This is a genomic window from Pantoea sp. Aalb (genome assembly GCF_009829985.1).
In the GTDB taxonomy this organism is placed as follows: domain Bacteria; phylum Pseudomonadota; class Gammaproteobacteria; order Enterobacterales; family Enterobacteriaceae; genus SZZU01.
In genome coordinates, this window is sequence record NZ_SZZU01000003.1 from 55,163 (window position 1) to 74,139 (window position 18,977).

The following is an 18,977-nucleotide window of genomic DNA, read 5'->3' on the forward strand; positions in this document are numbered from 1 at the left end:
AGTTTCGTAATAAAAAATAATTAATGTATTTATTTTAAATATTATCTGTAATTTTAATTTAAGATATGAATCTTAGATTCAAAGAATTAGATGAAATAAATACAAGTATTCCGATACTATAAATAAAGAATATAATAGTACCTTACGCTATTTGATAATATTGTTGTAATATGAGGTTAGTCCGTTGAGTGATATGGCAAAAAACCTAATTCTCTGGTTAGTTATCGCTATCGTTTTAATGTCAGTATTCCAGAGCTTTGGGCCTAGTGAGTCGAATAATCATATTGTTGATTATTCAACTTTCCTGTCGGAAGTGAATAGAGATCAAGTCCGAGAAGCACATATTAATGGGCGTGAGATTAAGTTCATTAAAAATGATAATAATAAATATAAAACTTACATTCCAGTCAATGATCCTAAATTACTTGATAATATGTTGACTAAAAATGTAAAAGTAATAGGTGAAGCTCCAGAAGAACCAAGCCTATTAGCTTCTATTTTTATTTCATGGTTTCCAATGCTTCTTCTTATTGGTGTATGGTTTTTTTTCATGCGGCAGATGCAGGGTAGTGGTGGAAGAGGAGCTCTTTCTTTTGGTAAGAGTAAAGCTCGTATGCTAAATGAAGATCAAATTAAAATCACTTTTGCAGATGTAGCTGGGTGTGATGAAGCTAAAGAAGAAGTTAGTGAGCTTGTTGAATACTTACGTGAACCAAGTCGATTTCAAAAATTAGGTGGTAAAATACCAAAAGGAATTCTAATGATTGGTCCACCTGGTACTGGTAAAACACTATTAGCAAAGGCAATTGCAGGTGAAGCAAAAGTACCATTTTTTACTATTTCTGGTTCTGATTTTGTGGAAATGTTTGTAGGAGTAGGGGCATCTCGTGTTCGTGATATGTTTGAGCAAGCAAAAAAAACTGCACCATGTATTATTTTTATAGATGAAATTGATGCTGTAGGTCGTCAACGTGGTGCAGGTCTAGGAGGTGGACATGATGAACGTGAGCAAACTTTAAACCAAATGTTAGTAGAAATGGATGGTTTTGAAGGCAACGAGGGAATTATAGTAATTGCAGCAACAAATCGTCCAGATGTACTTGATCCAGCCTTATTAAGGCCAGGTCGTTTTGATCGTCAAGTAGTTGTTGGTTTACCCGATGTGCGTGGTCGTGAGCAAATTTTAAAAGTACATATGCGTCGTGTGCCATTAGCTAATGATGTTGATGCAGTGATTATTGCACGTGGAACACCTGGGTTTTCTGGTGCTGATTTAGCTAATTTAGTTAATGAAGCAGCTTTATTTGCTGCAAGAAGTAATAAGCGTGTAGTATCCATGGGAGAATTTGAAAAAGCTAAAGATAAAATTATGATGGGAACAGAGCGTCGTTCTATGGTTATGACTGAATTACAAAAAGAGTCTACCGCTTATCACGAAGCGGGACATGCTATTATTGGACGTCTAGTACCAGAACACGATCCGGTGCATAAAGTTACTATTATTCCGCGCGGTAGAGCATTGGGGGTTACATTTTTTTTACCTGAAGGAGATGCTATTACTTCTAGCAGACAAAAATTAGAAAGTCAAATTTCAACTTTATATGGAGGCCGCCTAGCTGAAGAGATTATTTATGGTGTGGCAAAAGTATCTACTGGCTCTTCTAATGATATTAAAATAGCCACTAATTTAGCACGTAATATGGTTACACAATGGGGGTTTTCAGAAAAGTTAGGTCCGCTTTTATATGCAGAAGAGGATGGTGAGGTATTTCTTGGACGATCTGTTGCAAAAGTAAAGCATATGTCTGATGAAACAGCACGAATTATTGATCAGGAAGTTAAACATTTAATTGATAGTAATTATCAACGTGCTCGTCGTATTTTACATGAAAATATAGATATTTTACATGCAATGAAAGATGCCCTAATGAAATATGAAACTATAGATACTCCTCAAATTGATGATTTGATGGCACGTCGTGCAGTACGTCCTCGAGCGGATGATGAAAATGAAATATCTAAAACAATACATTCAGTTGATAATAAATGTACAACAAATACAGACAATAACATAACTGAACAATTTGATAAATAAGATTTAATTATTCATAAAAACCCTGGATTAATCAGGGTTTTTTACTTTGTACTGGTTTTAAGCAAGGAGCTTAGTGCTATGTATTTATATTCAGGTAATTCTTATCTTGATTTATCATGCTTACATGTAATGGGTATTTTGAATATTACACCAGACTCTTTTTATGATGGTGGTAAATACAATAAAACAGTAGATGCACTTACTTATACAAATAAAATGATTAACCATGGTGCTACTATTATTGATATTGGTGGTGAATCAACACGTCCAGGTGCAAATGAAGTGAGCATAGAACAAGAGTTGGAACGTATAATTCCAATAGTTGAAGCTATTGCAAAGCGTTTTAAAATATGGATTTCTGTTAATACATCAAAACCTGAAGTTATTAGTGAATCTGCATTAGCAGGTGCTCATATGATTAATGATATTCGTTCGTTATCTAAACCAGGTGCATTACAAGCTGCAGCTGAAACTAAATTACCAATATGTTTGATGCATATGCAAGGAGAACCACATAATATGCAACAAGCTCCCCATTATAAAAATATTTTAAATGAAGTAAATAAATATTTTATTCAACAGATAGAACGTTGTGAATTAGCTGGCATCAAAAAAAATAATTTGATTATAGATCCTGGATTTGGTTTTGGCAAAACCATTCATAATAATTATGAGCTTTTAGCTAACTTAAATAAATTTCACCATTTTAATTTACCAGTCTTAGTAGGAATGTCACGTAAATCAATGATTGGTCAATTATTAAATAATAATCCTTCCCAGTGTCTCATTGGTAGCATTAGCTGTGCAGTAATTGCTGCTATACAAGGAGCTAATATTATTCGCGTACATGATGTAAAAGAAACCATTGAAGCTATGTGTATCGTCTCTATGCTAAGAAAAGCAAAAGGAAAAAGCAATGAAAATTAACCATAAATATTTTGGTACAGATGGTATTCGTGGTAAAGTTGGTGAAATACCCATAGCACCTGATTTTGTACTAAAATTAGGATGGGCTGCAGGTAAAGTACTAACACATCATGGATCACGTAAAGTTCTAATCGGTAAAGACACTCGTATTTCTGGTTACATGTTAGAATCTGCTTTAGAGGCTGGTTTAGCGGCAGCTGGTCTTTCAGCTGCATTTACTGGTCCTATGCCAACACCAGCTATTGCTTATTTAACACGTACATTTCGTGCTGAAGCAGGGATTGTTATTTCCGCTTCACATAATCCATTTGACGATAATGGAATTAAATTTTTTTCTGCAGAAGGAACTAAACTACCGGATGAAGTAGAGCGAGCAATTGAATTAGAATTAGAAAAACCAATGACATGTGTAAAATCTACTCAACTAGGACGCGCTAGTCGTATTGTTGATGCTGCTGGTAGATATATTGAATTTTGTAAAGGTACTTTTCCAAATGAGCTTAGTCTTAACGGTTTAAAAATAGTAGTTGATTGTGCAAATGGTGCTACTTACCATATTGCACCTAATGTTTTAAGTGAATTAGGAGCTAAAGTTGTTACTATTGCTACTCAACCTAATGGTATGAATATTAATAAAGAATGTGGTACTACAGATTTACGTTTATTATTAAAATGTGTATTAGATGAGAAAGCAGATTTAGGTTTAGCATATGATGGAGATGGGGATCGTATCATGATGATTGATCATCTTGGCAATAAAGTTGATGGTGATCAAATTCTTTATATCATTGCACGAGAAGGTTTACGACAAGGTCAGTTAAAAGGTGGAGTTGTTGGTACCTTAATGAGTAATATGGGTTTAGAACTAGCACTCAAACAGTTAGGTATTCCATTCACTCGTGCTAAAGTTGGAGATCGTTATGTACTTGAAAAAATGAAAGAAAAAAAATGGCGATTAGGAGCAGAAAATTCTGGTCATGTTATTTTACTTGATAAAACTACTACTGGCGATGGTATAGTAGCTAGTTTACAAGTACTTACTGCTATTGTACGTAATTATATGAGCTTACACGATCTCTGTAGTGGTGTAAAAATGTTACCACAGGTTCTAGTAAATGTAAAATTTGATGGTACTAGGGATCCTTTAGAAAGTAATAAAATTAAGATGGTTAGTAATGGAGCTGAAAAAATATTAGCTGGACGAGGTCGTTTATTACTTCGTAAATCTGGTACTGAACCATTAATTCGCATAATGGTTGAAGGTGAAGATGAAACACAGATCACTGCATTAGCACATAAAATGGCTGATGCAATAAAATCAATAAAAAATTAAATTTGCAAAAATTCACACTTTTGCTTAAAATATTTATTAATAATTATTAAAACTATCTTAAAATAATAAAATACTTTAAAAGATATATATTGTTTTTTTAGAAGAATTAAAAATTTAAGTATGTTTTAAGGAAATAAATTTTTATGTATGAAGTCCTGTTAATTGTATTTCTTATTGTGGCTATTAGTCTTATAATTTTAATCATGTTACAACCAGGAAAAGGTGCTGATCCAAGGATTTCATTAGGTTCAAATGCTTCTACCTCTTTATTTGGTATAAATGGATCTATTAATTTCATAACTCGAATTACTGCTTTATTTGCTACTTTATTCTTTGTTTGTAGTTTAATATTAGGAAATTTTAACCGTAATAAATCTTTGAAAATAAGCAAATGGGAGACTTTAAACTCACCCATACAGCATCAAAGTCAAAATAAATTGAATATACAAGGGAATGATGTTCCTCAATAATATATCGGGTACATGCCGAGGTGGTGAAATTGGTAGACACGTTACTTTGAGGTGGTAATGCTCATTTGAGCTTACGGGTTCAAGTCCCGTCCTCGGTACTAAATTATTTTTCATTCTAATATAATTTGCATATTTTTTAAATTTAGCATAAAGTTTATATTTATATATTTTCAATCGCGGGGTGGAGCAGTATGGTAGCTCGTCGGGCTCATAACCCGAAGGTCGTTGGTTCAAATCCGACCCCCGCAACCATTTAGATGTGTAAAATTAACAAATATATGATGTTTTATTGAAATATTTAATTTTAAAATTATAATTTTAAATACTATTATATTAGGGTTAGTTAGATAATAAAAAACCCCGAAAGTTCGGGGTTTTTTATTATCTAAAAATTAAATGAGCTAAATGGGCAACTAAGAGCCCTTTTTTTATATCTTTTAGAAAAATTAATTTCAATTTTAGAGTAAAAATTAATCCTTAGATCTAGTAGGTACTTTAGTTATCAATTAATCATAATAGATTCATGAAATATAAATATCGATCTTATTAAATAAATCAACGAAAATATTAATATAAATAATTGTTATTGTATTAATGTTAATAACGAGTTTATTTAGTAGTGTAATGAATAAAAATATTGATTTTAATTAAAATAATAAAACAGTAATTAAAAAATTAGTATTGTTGATAATCAAATTTTCTAATTTTAAATATTATGGTATGTATGTTTTATTAAGTATTAAAATTAAAATTTATTATTGAGTATACCATATAAAATAATTATACATTGCGGGTATTATTAAAAAGGATCACAGTAATTTTTTTAAGGGTAGCGATGAAATGTTCGCACTGATCAATGTTCAGAAAGCGAATCTGGTTCCTCGCTTTTAAAAGTTTTAATTGAGGCTAACCAGTATGAATAAAGAAATTTTAGCTGTAGTCGAAGCCGTTTCTAATGAGAAAGCCCTACCACGTGAAAAAATATTTGAAGCATTAGAGAGTGCTTTAGCTACTGCGACTAAAAAAAAATATGAACAAGAGATTGATGTACGAGTTAGTATTGATCGCCGTAATGGTGATTTTGATACTTTTCGCCGTTGGAAAATCGTTGAAGAAGTATTACAACCAACTCGTGAAATTACAATAGAAGCAGCTAAATTTGAAAATGCATCATTTAAATTAGGTGACTATGTTGAAGATCAAATTGAATCTGTTACCTTTGATAGAATTACAACTCAAACAGCAAAACAAGTTATAGTACAAAAAGTAAGAGAAGCTGAGCGTGCAATGATGGTTTCTCAATTTCGGGAACATGAAGGCCGTATTATTACTGGTGTAGTAAAAAAAGTAAACAGAGATAATATTACTTTGGATCTTGGTAATAATGCTGAAGCTATAATTATTCGTGAAGATATGTTACCACGTGAAAATTTTCGTCCAGGAGATCGTATTCGTGGAGTATTATATGCCGTACGACCAGAAGCACGTGGCACACAATTATTTCTTACACGTTCTAAACCAGAAATGCTAATTGAGTTGTTTAGAATTGAAGTACCTGAAATTGGTGAAGAAGTAATTAAAATTAAAGCAGCTGCACGAGATCCAGGTTCACGTGCTAAAATTGCAGTAAAAACTAACGATAAACGTATTGATCCTGTGGGTGCTTGTGTTGGTATGCGTGGGGCACGTGTTCAAGCAGTATCTAGTGAATTAGGCGGTGAGCGTATTGATATTGTATTATGGGATGATAATTCAGCACAATTTGTTATTAATGCAATGGCTCCTGCTGACGTAGTATCAATTGTAGTTGATGAAGATAATCACAGTATGGATATTGCAGTTGAAGCTACTAATTTAGCCCAAGCAATAGGACGTAATGGACAAAATGTACGTTTAGCTTCTCAATTAAGTGGTTGGAAATTAAATGTAATGACTGTAGATGATCTACAAGCCAAACACCAAGCTGAATCTCATGCAGCTATTAATCTGTTTACTAAATATCTTGACCTTGATGAAGATTTAGCTAAAACGTTAGTTGCAGAAGGATTTTCCTCATTAGAAGAATTAGTTTATATTCCAATAAAAGAGTTATTAGAAATCAATAATATAGATAAAAAAATTATTGAATCATTACGTGAACGCGCAAAAAACGTATTAACTACCTTAGCTTTAGCTAAAGAAGAAAAACTTGGTAATCAAAAACCATCTGAAGATCTATTAAAACTTGAAGGCATAGATCGTATCTTAGCGTATCGTCTAATGTCCAAAGGTATTTATACTATGGAAGATCTAGCTGAACAAAGTATTGACGATCTTATAGATATTGAAGGATTAGATAATAAAAAAGCTGGTTCTTTAATTATGGCTGCACGTAATATTTGCTGGTTCGGCAATGACGCTTAATACAGGAAAAAACAGTATGACAGATGTAACTGTAAAATTGCTAGCTGCTAAAATTCATACTCCAGTTGATAGATTAGTACAGCAATTTGCTGATGCTGGTATTCAAAAATCTGAAAATGATGCGGTATCTCAGCAAGAAAAAGAGACCTTACTGTCCCACTTAAATCGTGAACATGGTCAAGCTATTGATTCAGGAAAATTAACTTTGCAACGTAAAATACGTAGTACCTTAAACATTTCAGGAACTGGAGGTAAAAGTAAAGCAGTTCAAATTGAAGTTCGCAAAAAACGTACATATATAAAAGGACATGATAAAGAGTCTGAACAAACTCAAATTCATTCTAAAATAGAAAGTGAAGCTAAACCTCAAATAGAAGAGCTAGTAAATCGTAATATCATTAAACAACAAATACATCTCGAAGTTGAACAGAAAAAACAACACAAATCTGAAGTGCAAGCCAAGAATGAAATAGCTAGAAATGCGAAGCGTAAAACAACTGAAGATGAAAAAGTAAATCAACCTACCGATCAAATAATTAGAGTTATGCGGTTTGATAAGGCTCGTCGTGAAGCTAAAGCTGCAGAATTAAAGCATAAAGCAGAAGAAGGAGTACGACGTAAGCTAGAAGAAAATGCACGCCGTATTGCCGAAGAAGCTCGCCGTTTAGCTGCAGAGCAATCAGCTGAATGGGAAAAACCAGATGAAGAAGATAAAGAAGATTATCACACTACAACATCTAGTCATGCACGTCAAGCAGAAGATGAAAATGATCGTGAAGTAGAAAATAGTCGTAATCGTACTCGTAATATTAAAGCAGTTCGCCCAACTAAGAAAAGTAATAAACATTCAGAAGCTAAAACAGATCGTGAAGAAGCACGTGCAGCAGTTCGTGGTGGCAAAAGTAATAAAAATCGTAAATTAAGTTCATTACAACAAGTATTTAATAAGCCTGTCCAAGTAGTGAATAGAAATGTTGTGATTAGTGAAACTATTACTGTAGCTGAATTAGCTAATAAAATGGCTGTAAAAGGTTCTTTGGTTATTAAAGCTATGATGAAGATGGGAGCGATGGTTACTATTAATCAAGTTATTGATCAAGAGACGGCTCAATTAGTTGCAGAAGATATGGGACATAAAGTTATCTTAAAACGAGAAAACGAGTTAGAAGAATCCGTCATGGGAGATCGTGATATAAATTCCATTTTAGAAGCTAGAGCACCAGTAGTAACAATCATGGGACATGTTGATCATGGAAAAACATCCTTGTTAGATCATATTAGATCAACTAAAGTAGCTTCTGGTGAAGCTGGTGGTATTACTCAACATATTGGAGCATATCACGTTGAAACAGAAAATGGTATGATTACATTTTTAGATACTCCAGGACATGCTGCATTTACTGCAATGCGTGCTCGTGGGGCTCAAGCAACGGATATAGTAGTTTTAGTAGTAGCTGCTGATGATGGAGTAATGCCTCAAACTATAGAGGCTATTCAACATGCTAAAGCAGCTGGTGTACCAGTTGTAGTTGCGATCAATAAAATAGACAAACCAGAAGCTAATCCAGATAAATTAAAAAAAGAATTAACTCAATATGGTATTATATCAGAAGAATGGGGTGGTGATAATATATTTGTTAAAGTTTCAGCAAAAGATGGAACTGGTATTGATGATTTATTAAATGCTATTTTATTACAAGCAGAAATTTTAGAATTAACTGCAATTCGTGAAGGTATGGCCAGCGGTATGGTTATAGAATCATTTCTTGATAAAGGACGTGGTCCTGTTGCAACTATATTAGTACGTGAAGGTACATTACATAAAGGTGATATTGTCCTATGTGGTTTAGAATATGGGCGCGTACGTGCTATGCGTGATGAATTTGGTCGAGAAGTTATACAGGCAGGTCCATCTATTCCAGTGGAAATACTTGGTTTATCTGGAGTACCGGCGGCTGGTGATAAAGTTACAGTTGTAAGAGACGAAAAAAAAGCTCGTGAAGTAGGATTATATCGTCAAGGAAAATTTCGTGAAGTTAAGCTCGCACGTCAACAAAAATTAAATTTAGAAAACATGTTTGCTAATATAAATGAAGAAGATGAAATATCAGAGTTAAATATTGTTCTAAAAGCTGATGTACAAGGTTCTGTTGAAGCAATTACTGATTCTTTATTAAAACTTTCTACTAATAAAGTAAAATTAAAAATCGTTGGTTCTGGTGTAGGAGGTATTACTGAAACTGATGCGAGCTTAGCTGCAGCTTCTAATGCTATTATTTTAGGTTTTAATGTACGTGCTGATTATTCTGCACGTCGTTTAATTGAATTCGAAAATTTAGATCTACGTTATTATTCTGTTATTTATCATTTAATTGATGAAGTTAAATTAGCGATTAGTGGAATGTTACTTCCAGAGTATAAACAACAGGTTATTGGTTTAGCAGAAGTACGTAATGTATTTAAATCACCAAAATTTGGTGCTATTGCTGGTTGTATGGTTACAGAAGGTAATATTAAACGAAATAATCCTATTCGTGTACTCCGTGATAATGTAGTGATTTATGAAGGAGAATTAGAATCACTTCGTCGCTTTAAAGATGACGTTAATGAAGTACGTAACGGAATAGAATGTGGCATTGGTGTAAAAAACTATAATGATGTTCATATTGGTGATATAATTGAAGTATTTGAAATAACTAAAGTTAAACATACAGTTAATAAATAATAAATTATTATAAAGTAATTAGGGAGTATAATCTCCCTAATTACTTAAAGATTATATTGTTTGGGGATTATGATGGATCAAGAGTTTTCTCGCTCTCAGCGCGTTGCGCAGGAGTTGCAAAAAAAAATCTCTATTATTTTACAACGAGAAATAAAAGATCCACGTTTAAAGATGATGACAGTTTCTGGAGTAAAAGTTTCACGTGATTTAGCTTATGCTAAAATTTTTGTTACTTTTTTTCATGATAAAGATAATAAAGAATTAGTAATCAATAGTTTAAAAGTATTAAAACAAGCATCTAGTTATATTCGTATATTAATTGGTAAAATGATGTGTTTACGTATTGTTCCAGAATTGAGTTTCTTTCATGATAATTCATTTATTGAAGGCATGAAAATATCAAATTTAATATCTAGTCTTAATAAGAATAACAAAATTAAATTTAATGATAATCATCATGATGAGGTTTTCAAAAAAATACTAAAAAGGTGTGATGATGAGTAATGCTTATTCTAGTCGCGATATACATGGTGTATTACTTTTAGATAAGAATAAAGGTATATCATCTAATTCGATATTACAAAAAGTAAAACACTTGTTTCATGCGAATAAGGCTGGACATACTGGTTCGTTAGATCCTTTAGCGACTGGTATGCTACCTATTTGTTTTGGAGAAGCTACTAAGTTTTCACAGTATTTACTCAATTCTGATAAGCGATACCGGGTTATTGCTTATCTAGGGCAACGTACTAATACTTCTGATTCTGATGGGAAAATTATACAAATACGCCCTTTAAATTTTAATCAATATGAATTAAATCATGCATTAAATAGTTTTCTTGGTAAGACATTACAGGTTCCTTCAATGTTTTCTGCTCTTAAATATCAAGGTCGTCCATTATATGAGTATGCAAGGCAAAATATTGAAATAAAACGCATAGCACGTCCTATTTTAATTTATGATTTACTATTAATTCGTTGGGAAGATCACGAGATCGAATTAGAAGTTTACTGTTCTAAAGGTACTTACATTAGAACTATAATTGATGATCTTGGTGAAAAGTTAAAATGTGGTGCACACGTTATTATGCTCCGTCGTTTAGGAGTATCAGAGTATTCAGCAAATGAAATGATTACATTAGAGTATTTAGAAAATTTAATTAAACAAGCTAATATGCAAGGAATTTCATATTTAAAATTATTAGATAATTTATTGCTACCAGTTGATAGTCCTATTGCCCATTTTCCAGAAGTTAATTTAGATTTACATAGTCTTAATGTAATTTATTTTAAAAATGGACATAAAGTTCAAATATCAAAATTTAAATTAGAAGATAAGGGTTTATTAGTACGTGTTACAGAAGGTAAAATACGAAAATTTATCGGTATTGGTCAAATAGACGAGCATGGAAATATTGTACCTAAGCGTTTAATTGTTAATCTTCCTTTACAATAAAATATAAAAAGTATTAATTTAAAACAATTACTCATTTGCGTTAATTTTTAATTTTGCGTTAATTTTTAATAAAGAGTACAATATTATAAAACTAAGATGTTGAAAGATTAGCACTAAAAGAGTACAATATTACAAAACTAGCCTGTTGAAAGATTAGCACTAAATGTTATAGTAATATTATTGGAGTTTATTAATGGCTTTAAGTATAAAAGATAAAGCAGAAATAGTTATTAAACATGGTAATAGTTCTAATAATAGTGGCTCAACTGAAGTTCAAATTGCTTTGTTAACTGCTAAAATTAATCTACTACAATGTCATTTTGCTAAGCATAAAAAAGATCACCATAGTCGACGTGGTCTGTTACGTATTGTATCTCATCGTCGTAAATTATTGAATTATTTAAAATATAAAAATATTAATCAATATATTAATTTAATTGAAGAGCTAGGATTACGTCGTTAAATAAATAAAAGTTAATAACTATATAAAAATATTTTAAGTAAATATTTAAATAGTTTTTTTCATAAAAATTTAGTTCAATAAGCCTTTAAGGTTTTTTAAATTTAATAAATCGTCAGCAGTTTTATTCTGGCAATACTCTTTGCTAATAAAATTCTCGTGGTAAAAAGAAACTTTGCTGCTAGGATGCTTAAAGATTATCCTTAATATTTTGAGGATAAAATAAAAAATTATTAATGGCAAGCTAAAATCCTTTTTACCTTTAAATTTAAGGATTCAAATTTTGCTGAACCCGATCGTACATAAATTTCAATATGGTCAGCATACCATCGCGCTGGAAACTAGCATAATGGCACGCCAGGCCACTGCTGCTGTAATGGTCAGTATGGACGACACAGCAGTTTTCGTGACCGTTGTTGGTCAGAAAAAAGCAAAAATAGGTCAGGATTTTTTTCCACTCACAGTAAATTATCAGGAACGTACTTATGCCGTTGGTCGTATTCCTGGTAGTTTTTTTCGTCGTGAAGGCCGTCCAAGTGAAGGAGAAATATTAAATGCACGTTTAATTGACCGACCAGTTCGCCCGTTATTTCCTAAAGGATTTGTAAATGAAGTACAGGTGATTGCTACTGTAGTATCTGTAAATCCTCAAGTTAATCCAGATATTGTAGCAATGATTGGAGCGTCTACTGCATTGTCATTGTCAGGTATTCCATTTAACGGTCCTATTGGTGCCGCTCGTATAGGTTATATTAATGATCAATATGTGTTAAACCCAACTGCTGATGAAATTAAACAATCTCGTTTAGATTTAATCGTATCTGGTACAGAAAATGCAATATTGATGGTTGAATCTGAAGCTAATGTCCTTACAGAAGATCAAATGTTAGGTGCAATAGTATTTGGTCATGCTCAACAACAGATTGTCATTGAAAATATCAATCATTTTGTTGCTAATGCAGGTAAACCACGTTGGGATTGGCAACCTAAACTTGCTAATAATATTTTAATGGAACGTATTATTGATTTAGGTGAAAATCGAATTAATGATGCTTATCTTATTGTTAATAAACAAGATCGCTGTACACAAGTTAACCTTATTAAAGATGAGATTATTACAGATCTTTTAACAAAAGATGAAACATTAAATGAATTAGAAATTATTGATATCTTATATAATTTAGAACGTAATATAGTTCGTAGTCGTATTTTAAGTGGCAAGCCACGTATTGATGGTCGTGAAAAAGATATGATTAGAGCTCTTGATGTTCGGACGGGAGTACTTCCGAGAACTCATGGTTCTGCTTTGTTTACTCGAGGTGAAACACAGGCTTTAGTTACAGCTACATTAGGTACTTCACGTGACGCGCAAAATTTAGATGAGATCATGGGAGAATGTACCGATAATTTTCTTTTTCACTATAATTTCCCTCCTTATTCAGTTGGTGAAACTGGTACGATTGGTCCTCCAAAACGTCGTGAAATAGGTCATGGTAGATTGGCTAAGCGCGGATTACTAGCAGTAATGCCTAATCAAGAAATTTTTCCTTATACAGTAAGAGTTGTATCTGAAATTACTGAATCTAATGGCTCTTCTTCTATGGCTTCTTTATGTGGTGCATCTTTAGCTCTCATGGATGCTGGAGTACCAATAAAGGCTGCTGTAGCTGGTATAGCGATGGGTTTGATAAAACAAGATGAAAAATTCATAGTACTATCTGATATTATTGGAGATGAAGATAAATTTGGAGATATGGATTTTAAAGTAGCCGGTAGCCGTGAAGGTATTACAGCTTTACAAATGGACATAAAAATTGAAGGTATAACTAGAGAAATTATGCAATTAGCTCTTAATCAAGCTAAAAGTGCACGTATGCATCTTTTAAATGTTATGGAACAAGCTATTAGTATTCCACGTCAAGAAATATCTGAGTTTGCACCACGTATTTATACAATAAAAATCAGTTCTGATAAAATTAAAGATGTTATAGGTAAAGGTGGATCTGTTATTCGTTCATTAGGTGAAAAAACAGGTACTACTATTGAAATTGAAGATGATGGTACAATAAAAATTGCAGCTATTGATGATATAAAGGCAAAAGAAACTATCCGTCGTATTGAAGAAATTACAGCTGAATTAGAAATAGGTCGGATTTATAGTGGTAAGGTTATACGTATTGTTGATTTTGGAGCTTTTATTGCTATTAATAATACTAATAAAGAAGGTTTAGTTCATATTTCACAAATAGCTGACAAACGTGTAGATAAAGTAAGTGACTATTTAAAAGTAGGGCAAGAAATTTCAGTTAAAGTGATGGAAGTTGATCGACATGGACGAGTGCGTTTAAGTATCAAAGAAGCTACAGAACAACAATCATTAGAAGAATCTAAATTATTAGATAATGAATCATCTAATATATAGTGATTAATTAATTTATGTTAAATTAGTTTTAATTTAAGTTATTCTTAATTTTTTTAAAATACTCAGAATAATATATTATTTCTTAATTATAAAAATTATTTTTTATTTAAGGTAAAGCTATTATATGAATATAAATTATTGTATAATATAATTATACAATAATTTATAAAAATTGATTTTATATTTAAAGTATTTAGATAATAATCTTTATTATATATTATAATCATTTTTGTAAATATGTATATGATCACAATATCAAGTTAGTAATTTTATAAATATTTTATAAACAAGTATTTTAGATTTTAAATTTACATGTACTTTTATTTTAAAGATAAAATAATAATTTTATAGGCTAATAAAATAATGTATAAAATTTAAATATGTATATTGACAATAAAATGTATAAAATTTAAATATGTATATTGACAATAAATTGACAATAAAAAGGAATAATAGATTTTTAATCTTACTTAGCGTAATACAGTAAAGAATATAAACTTAGGAGTTTAAAAAAAGATTAAAACCAATAATGTTGCTATATGTTTTTAAATAAAATTATTTTTAAAACTTTTTTAGAGGTAATACTATTTAAATTTAGATCTGGAAGTGATTAGCACAAAATTATTAAAAAGCTTATTTTTGTGTATATAGATGGCTAGTATAACAATGATTAAGTCAGCTTATAAGATAATGATTAGAATCTGACTAGTCCAGTGTATAGTTGAAAATCTTTAATTGTTAATTTGCTCGTCAAATCATTTCCCCTCCAACAGATTTAGTTCTTTAGTTAAATATATAATTTTAGCCAGTTAAAAATATAATAAAAATAACTATCAATCTTTTGGTTAGTTATATGTAGGCTGGTTATAGTAATCTAAGAGGCAGTTGCATTACATGATTGATACTCAAAACAACTTTTCTGATTTAGGTCTTAATAAATCAATTTTATGTGCTTTAAATGAGATGGGATATAAAAAACCTTCACCTATTCAAGCTGAATGTATTCCTTATTTAATGGCTGGACGAGATGTATTAGCTATGGCACAAACTGGTAGTGGTAAAACAGCTGCATTTTCGTTGCCATTATTAAATAATATTAATCCATCCTTAAAAGAACCTCAAATTTTAGTATTAGCACCAACTCGTGAACTAGCAGTACAAGTAGCAGAAGCTTTTAATGAATTTTCTAAACATATGTTAGGCGTAACCGCATTAGCTTTATATGGTGGTCAACGTTACGATGTACAATTGCGTGGATTACGTCAAGGTCCCCAAATTGTAGTAGGTACCCCAGGTCGTTTACTTGATCATTTAAAACGCGGTACACTTAATTTATCTTCTTTACGTGGTTTAGTATTAGATGAAGCTGATGAGATGTTACGTGTTAGTTTTATTGAAGATGTTGAAACAATAATGGCACAAATTCCAGCAGGTCATCAAACTGCATTGTTTTCTGCTACTATGCCAGATATGATACGTCGTATTAGTAAACGTTTTATGAAAGATCCTCAAGAAGTACGTATCCAGTCTAGTGTCACTACACGTCCAGATATATCACAATCTTACTGGACTGCTTATGGTCGTAAAATTGATGCATTAGTACGTTTTTTAGAAGTGGAAGATTTTGATGCAGCTATTATTTTCGTACGTACTCAAAACGCAACATTAGAAGTAGCAGAAGCATTAGAACATAATGGATATAATAGTGCTGCATTAAATGGTGATATGAATCAAACTATGAGAGAGCAAACATTAGAACGATTAAAAGATGGTCGGCTTGATGTTTTAATTGCGACTGATGTTGCAGCACGTGGTTTAGACGTAGAACGTATTAGCCTGGTTGTTAACTATGATATTCCAATGGATGCAGAATCTTATGTCCACCGTATAGGTCGTACTGGTCGTGCTGGTCGTTCTGGTCGAGCTCTATTATTTGTCGAGAATCGTGAACGTCGTTTATTACGGAATATTGAACGTACTATAAAAGCAAGTATTCCAGAAGTAGAACTACCAAGCATAGAACTTTTAACTGAACGGCGTTTAGCAAATTTTGCAGATAAAGTACAAAAGCAAGTAACTAGTAAGGATCTTGAATCCTACCGTACTTTATTAAACAAAATACAATTAAAAGAAAATTTAGACATAGAAACTTTAGCAACTGTTCTATTAAAAATGGCACAGGGAGTAAGACCACTTATTTTATCACCAGATTCACCGCGTTTACAATATTGTTTCCGTAGCCGTGATAATCGTCGTTCTTTAAACAATTCTATTAACTATTCACGTGATAATAGAACTGGAGAGCAGCAGCGTATACGGCGTGAACGGCGTGAACGGCGTGATATTGGTGAAATGCAATTATATAGGATCGAAGTAGGTCATAATGACGGTGTAGAAGTACGTCATATTGTAGGGGCTATTGCAAATGAAGGTGATATAAGCAGTCGTTATATTGGTAATATTAAATTATTTAGCTCACATTCTACGATAGAACTTCCAAAAGGCATGCCTGGTAAAATTCTTCAACACTTTACCCGAACACGTATTCTTAATAAGCCAATGAATATGCAGCTGTTAGGTGATGCTGCTCCTGATAATAATAATTCTCATAGTAGTAATAGTCGCGATTTTTCTAGTACACGTCGTAGTAATCGAGAAGGTAATAATCGTCGTTTTTCAGAAAGACGTGAAATTAATCGTAGTGTGCAAGGACAAGAAACTGTATCATCATCTGCAACACGTCGTCGTGATATCTAACACTAAAGCTTAAAAAAGGTAGCTCTTAATTAGTAGATATATCAAAATTAAAATAGAATTTTATATAACTAATAATTTTATTTTTTAAGTACTTATATTATTTTAAGTACTTATTGTTATTTGCTATTGGTTAATTAAATAATTTAGATTAATCTAAGTAAATCTAAATAAAAATTTTTACATTATTAATTAAGAATAAGAATAAAACTTTTAACCGACTATAGTTAGTTTAGTAAAATAAAATGTAAATTTTGATTTTAGAAAAGATTTGTTGTTAAATTTTGAGCATTTAAGATATATTTCATTATTTAATTTTTTTTTTTTATGGATAAATGAACTATTTATTAATTAAATATTTATTTATATTTTATTCTCTATTTTTTATTTATTTTAAATATTTTTTAATAAAGGTTTTTAAATACGTGTAGCAATTGCTTCTATTTCTATACTTACATCTTTAGGAAGACGTGATACTTCTACGCAAGAACGTGCAGGAAAAATGGCATTATTTTTAATAAAAAATCGTTCATAAATAGTATTTACTATTGATAGATCATTAAGATCTATTATAAAAATTGAAGTTTTTATTATGTTTTTTACTTTTAATCCAGTAGCTTCAACAATAGCTTTTATATTTTCTAAAGACTGTGTTGTTTGTGATGATATGTCATTAGGTATGCTACCTGTATGTGGATTAATGGCAATTTGACCTGAAATAATAATTATATTTCCTAAATCAACACCTTGGACGTAAGGACCAATTGCTTGTGGAGCATTTGTAGTATTTATTACACTAATCATTATTTTCCCTATAAAATACAATTTATTATTGTTAATAACGAATAAATTATAAAAATTACATTAATAAAAAATATGTACTATATGTAATTAAGAATATTTTATTTTTACTACTGTATATTTATTTAGATAATTTGAAAATAAAATATCCGTATATATTTATAATATTAACATATTATTCAATACTAATGCTAATAGTGCTTGTCGAGTAAAAATACCATTACTAGCTTGTTGAAAATAATAAGCATAAGGAGTTTTATCTACGTCTATGTTTATTTCATTAATGCGTGGTAATGGATGTAGTATTTTCATACTATTTTTTGCTTTAAGAAGATCTGCAGCATGTAAAACAAATTGTGGTTTTATGTTATAATATTCAGAAGGAGTTAGGCGTTCTTTTTGAACTCTTGTCATATAGATAATATCAAGTTCTGGCATTACTTCTTTAATATTATCATGGTAAGACCAGATAATATTGTGATTATTTAACATAGTAATAATATAATTAGGCATTGCTAAGGTGTCTGGCGAAATAAAAAAGAAACGATTATTATCAAATTTTGCTAATGCTTGAGCTAATGAATGTACGGTTCTACCGTATTTTAAATCTCCAATCATTACTACATTAAGGTTATCAAGTCTCTTTTGAGTTTCAAGAATAGTAAATAGATCTAATAAAGTTTGGGTAGGATGTTGGTTAGCACCATCACCTGCATTAATTACAGGTACATTACCAGAAAATTTTGCTGCTAATTGTGCTGCGCCTTCTTGTGGATGGCGTATCACAATAGCATCTACATAACTACCAATGACTGAAATAGTATCCGCAAAATTTTCTCCTTTTTTCCCTAAAGAAGTATTATTGCAATCATTAAATCCTATAACAGAAGCACCAAGTCGATGTATAGCTGCTTCGAACGATAAACGTGTACGTGTAGAAGATTCAAAAAAACAACTAGCAATCACGTTATGTTTTAGTAATTTGGGATATGATTGAATTTTTAATTGATTTGCAGTATACAATACTAGTTCAATTTCATCACGATTAAAATCGTTAATAGAAATAATATGCTTATGATATAACGGATTGATCATAATTTCTCTAAATTTAGAATATATTAGATTATTAAA

At 31.2% G+C, this 18,977-nt stretch carries 12 protein-coding genes, 2 tRNA genes and 2 pseudogenes; 14 read left to right on the forward strand and 2 right to left on the reverse strand.

Translation table 11 applies throughout. The features are described 5' to 3' along the window. Positions 1–193 precede the first annotated feature (193 nt). From ftsH to FD728_RS03750, 14 genes and pseudogenes are all read left to right on the forward strand, one after another. Complete coding sequence (gene ftsH, locus FD728_RS03690; RefSeq protein WP_159934945.1) at positions 194–2,095, forward strand: ATP-dependent zinc metalloprotease FtsH; 1,902 nt, start codon at positions 194–196, stop codon at positions 2,093–2,095. 78 nt (positions 2,096–2,173) lie between these two features. Continuing rightward, positions 2,174–3,022 carry a dihydropteroate synthase gene (folP, locus tag FD728_RS03695; protein WP_159934947.1) on the forward strand — a complete coding sequence of 283 codons (849 nt, stop codon included), beginning with the start codon at positions 2,174–2,176 and terminating at the stop codon, positions 3,020–3,022. Further along, positions 3,012–4,355 carry a phosphoglucosamine mutase gene (gene glmM, locus FD728_RS03700; protein WP_159934949.1) on the forward strand — a complete coding sequence of 448 codons (1,344 nt, stop codon included), beginning with the start codon at positions 3,012–3,014 and terminating at the stop codon, positions 4,353–4,355. The genes folP and glmM overlap by 11 nt, the downstream gene beginning before the upstream one ends. 143 nt (positions 4,356–4,498) lie before the next feature. Beyond that, entirely contained in the window at positions 4,499–4,825 is a 327-nt protein-coding gene (gene secG, locus FD728_RS03705) for a preprotein translocase subunit SecG (RefSeq protein ID WP_159934951.1), read from the forward strand. 14 nt (positions 4,826–4,839) lie between these two features. After that, positions 4,840–4,923, forward strand: a tRNA-Leu gene (locus tag FD728_RS03710). A gap of 77 nt (positions 4,924–5,000) precedes the next feature. Continuing rightward, positions 5,001–5,077, forward strand: a tRNA-Met gene (locus FD728_RS03715). 663 nt (positions 5,078–5,740) lie between these two features. Continuing rightward, entirely contained in the window at positions 5,741–7,228 is a 1,488-nt protein-coding gene (gene nusA / locus FD728_RS03720; RefSeq protein WP_159934953.1) for a transcription termination factor NusA, read from the forward strand. A 16-nt stretch (positions 7,229–7,244) separates the two neighbouring features. Continuing rightward, positions 7,245–7,562 (forward strand): annotated as a pseudogene (locus FD728_RS04810) (translation initiation factor IF-2 associated domain-containing protein); the annotation flags it as partial. An 84-nt stretch (positions 7,563–7,646) separates the two neighbouring features. After that, positions 7,647–9,953, forward strand: a pseudogene (gene infB / locus FD728_RS03725) (translation initiation factor IF-2); the annotation flags it as partial. 72 nt (positions 9,954–10,025) lie between these two features. Next, the gene (rbfA, locus tag FD728_RS03730) at positions 10,026–10,457 is read left to right on the forward strand and encodes a 30S ribosome-binding factor RbfA (protein WP_159934955.1); all 432 of its coding nucleotides are present in this window, start codon (positions 10,026–10,028) and stop codon (positions 10,455–10,457) included. Then, complete coding sequence (gene truB / locus FD728_RS03735; RefSeq protein WP_236261826.1) at positions 10,450–11,409, forward strand: tRNA pseudouridine(55) synthase TruB; 960 nt, start codon at positions 10,450–10,452, stop codon at positions 11,407–11,409. The genes rbfA and truB overlap by 8 nt, the downstream gene beginning before the upstream one ends. 193 nt (positions 11,410–11,602) lie before the next feature. Beyond that, positions 11,603–11,872 carry a 30S ribosomal protein S15 gene (gene rpsO, locus FD728_RS03740; RefSeq protein WP_159934959.1) on the forward strand — a complete coding sequence of 90 codons (270 nt, stop codon included), beginning with the start codon at positions 11,603–11,605 and terminating at the stop codon, positions 11,870–11,872. A gap of 280 nt (positions 11,873–12,152) precedes the next feature. Further along, positions 12,153–14,291, forward strand: coding sequence for a polyribonucleotide nucleotidyltransferase (gene pnp, locus FD728_RS03745; protein ID WP_159934961.1), 2,139 nt, complete (start codon positions 12,153–12,155; stop codon positions 14,289–14,291). An 894-nt stretch (positions 14,292–15,185) separates the two neighbouring features. Continuing rightward, on the forward strand, positions 15,186–17,048 hold the full coding sequence (locus FD728_RS03750; protein ID WP_159934963.1) for a DEAD/DEAH family ATP-dependent RNA helicase: 1,863 nt from the start codon (positions 15,186–15,188) through the stop codon (positions 17,046–17,048). Between the two features lie 414 nt (positions 17,049–17,462). On the opposite strand, the gene FD728_RS03755 is transcribed toward FD728_RS03750, so the two are convergent. Together FD728_RS03755 and pyrB are read right to left on the reverse strand one after the other, a co-directional pair. Then, a complete protein-coding gene (locus FD728_RS03755) occupies positions 17,463–17,849 on the reverse strand; it encodes a Rid family detoxifying hydrolase (protein ID WP_159934965.1) in 387 nt (128 codons plus the stop codon). Between the two features lie 156 nt (positions 17,850–18,005). Further along, positions 18,006–18,941: an aspartate carbamoyltransferase gene (pyrB, locus tag FD728_RS03760; RefSeq protein WP_159934967.1), complete on the reverse strand. Its 936-nt coding sequence runs from the start codon at positions 18,939–18,941 to the stop codon at positions 18,006–18,008. Positions 18,942–18,977 lie beyond the last annotated feature (36 nt).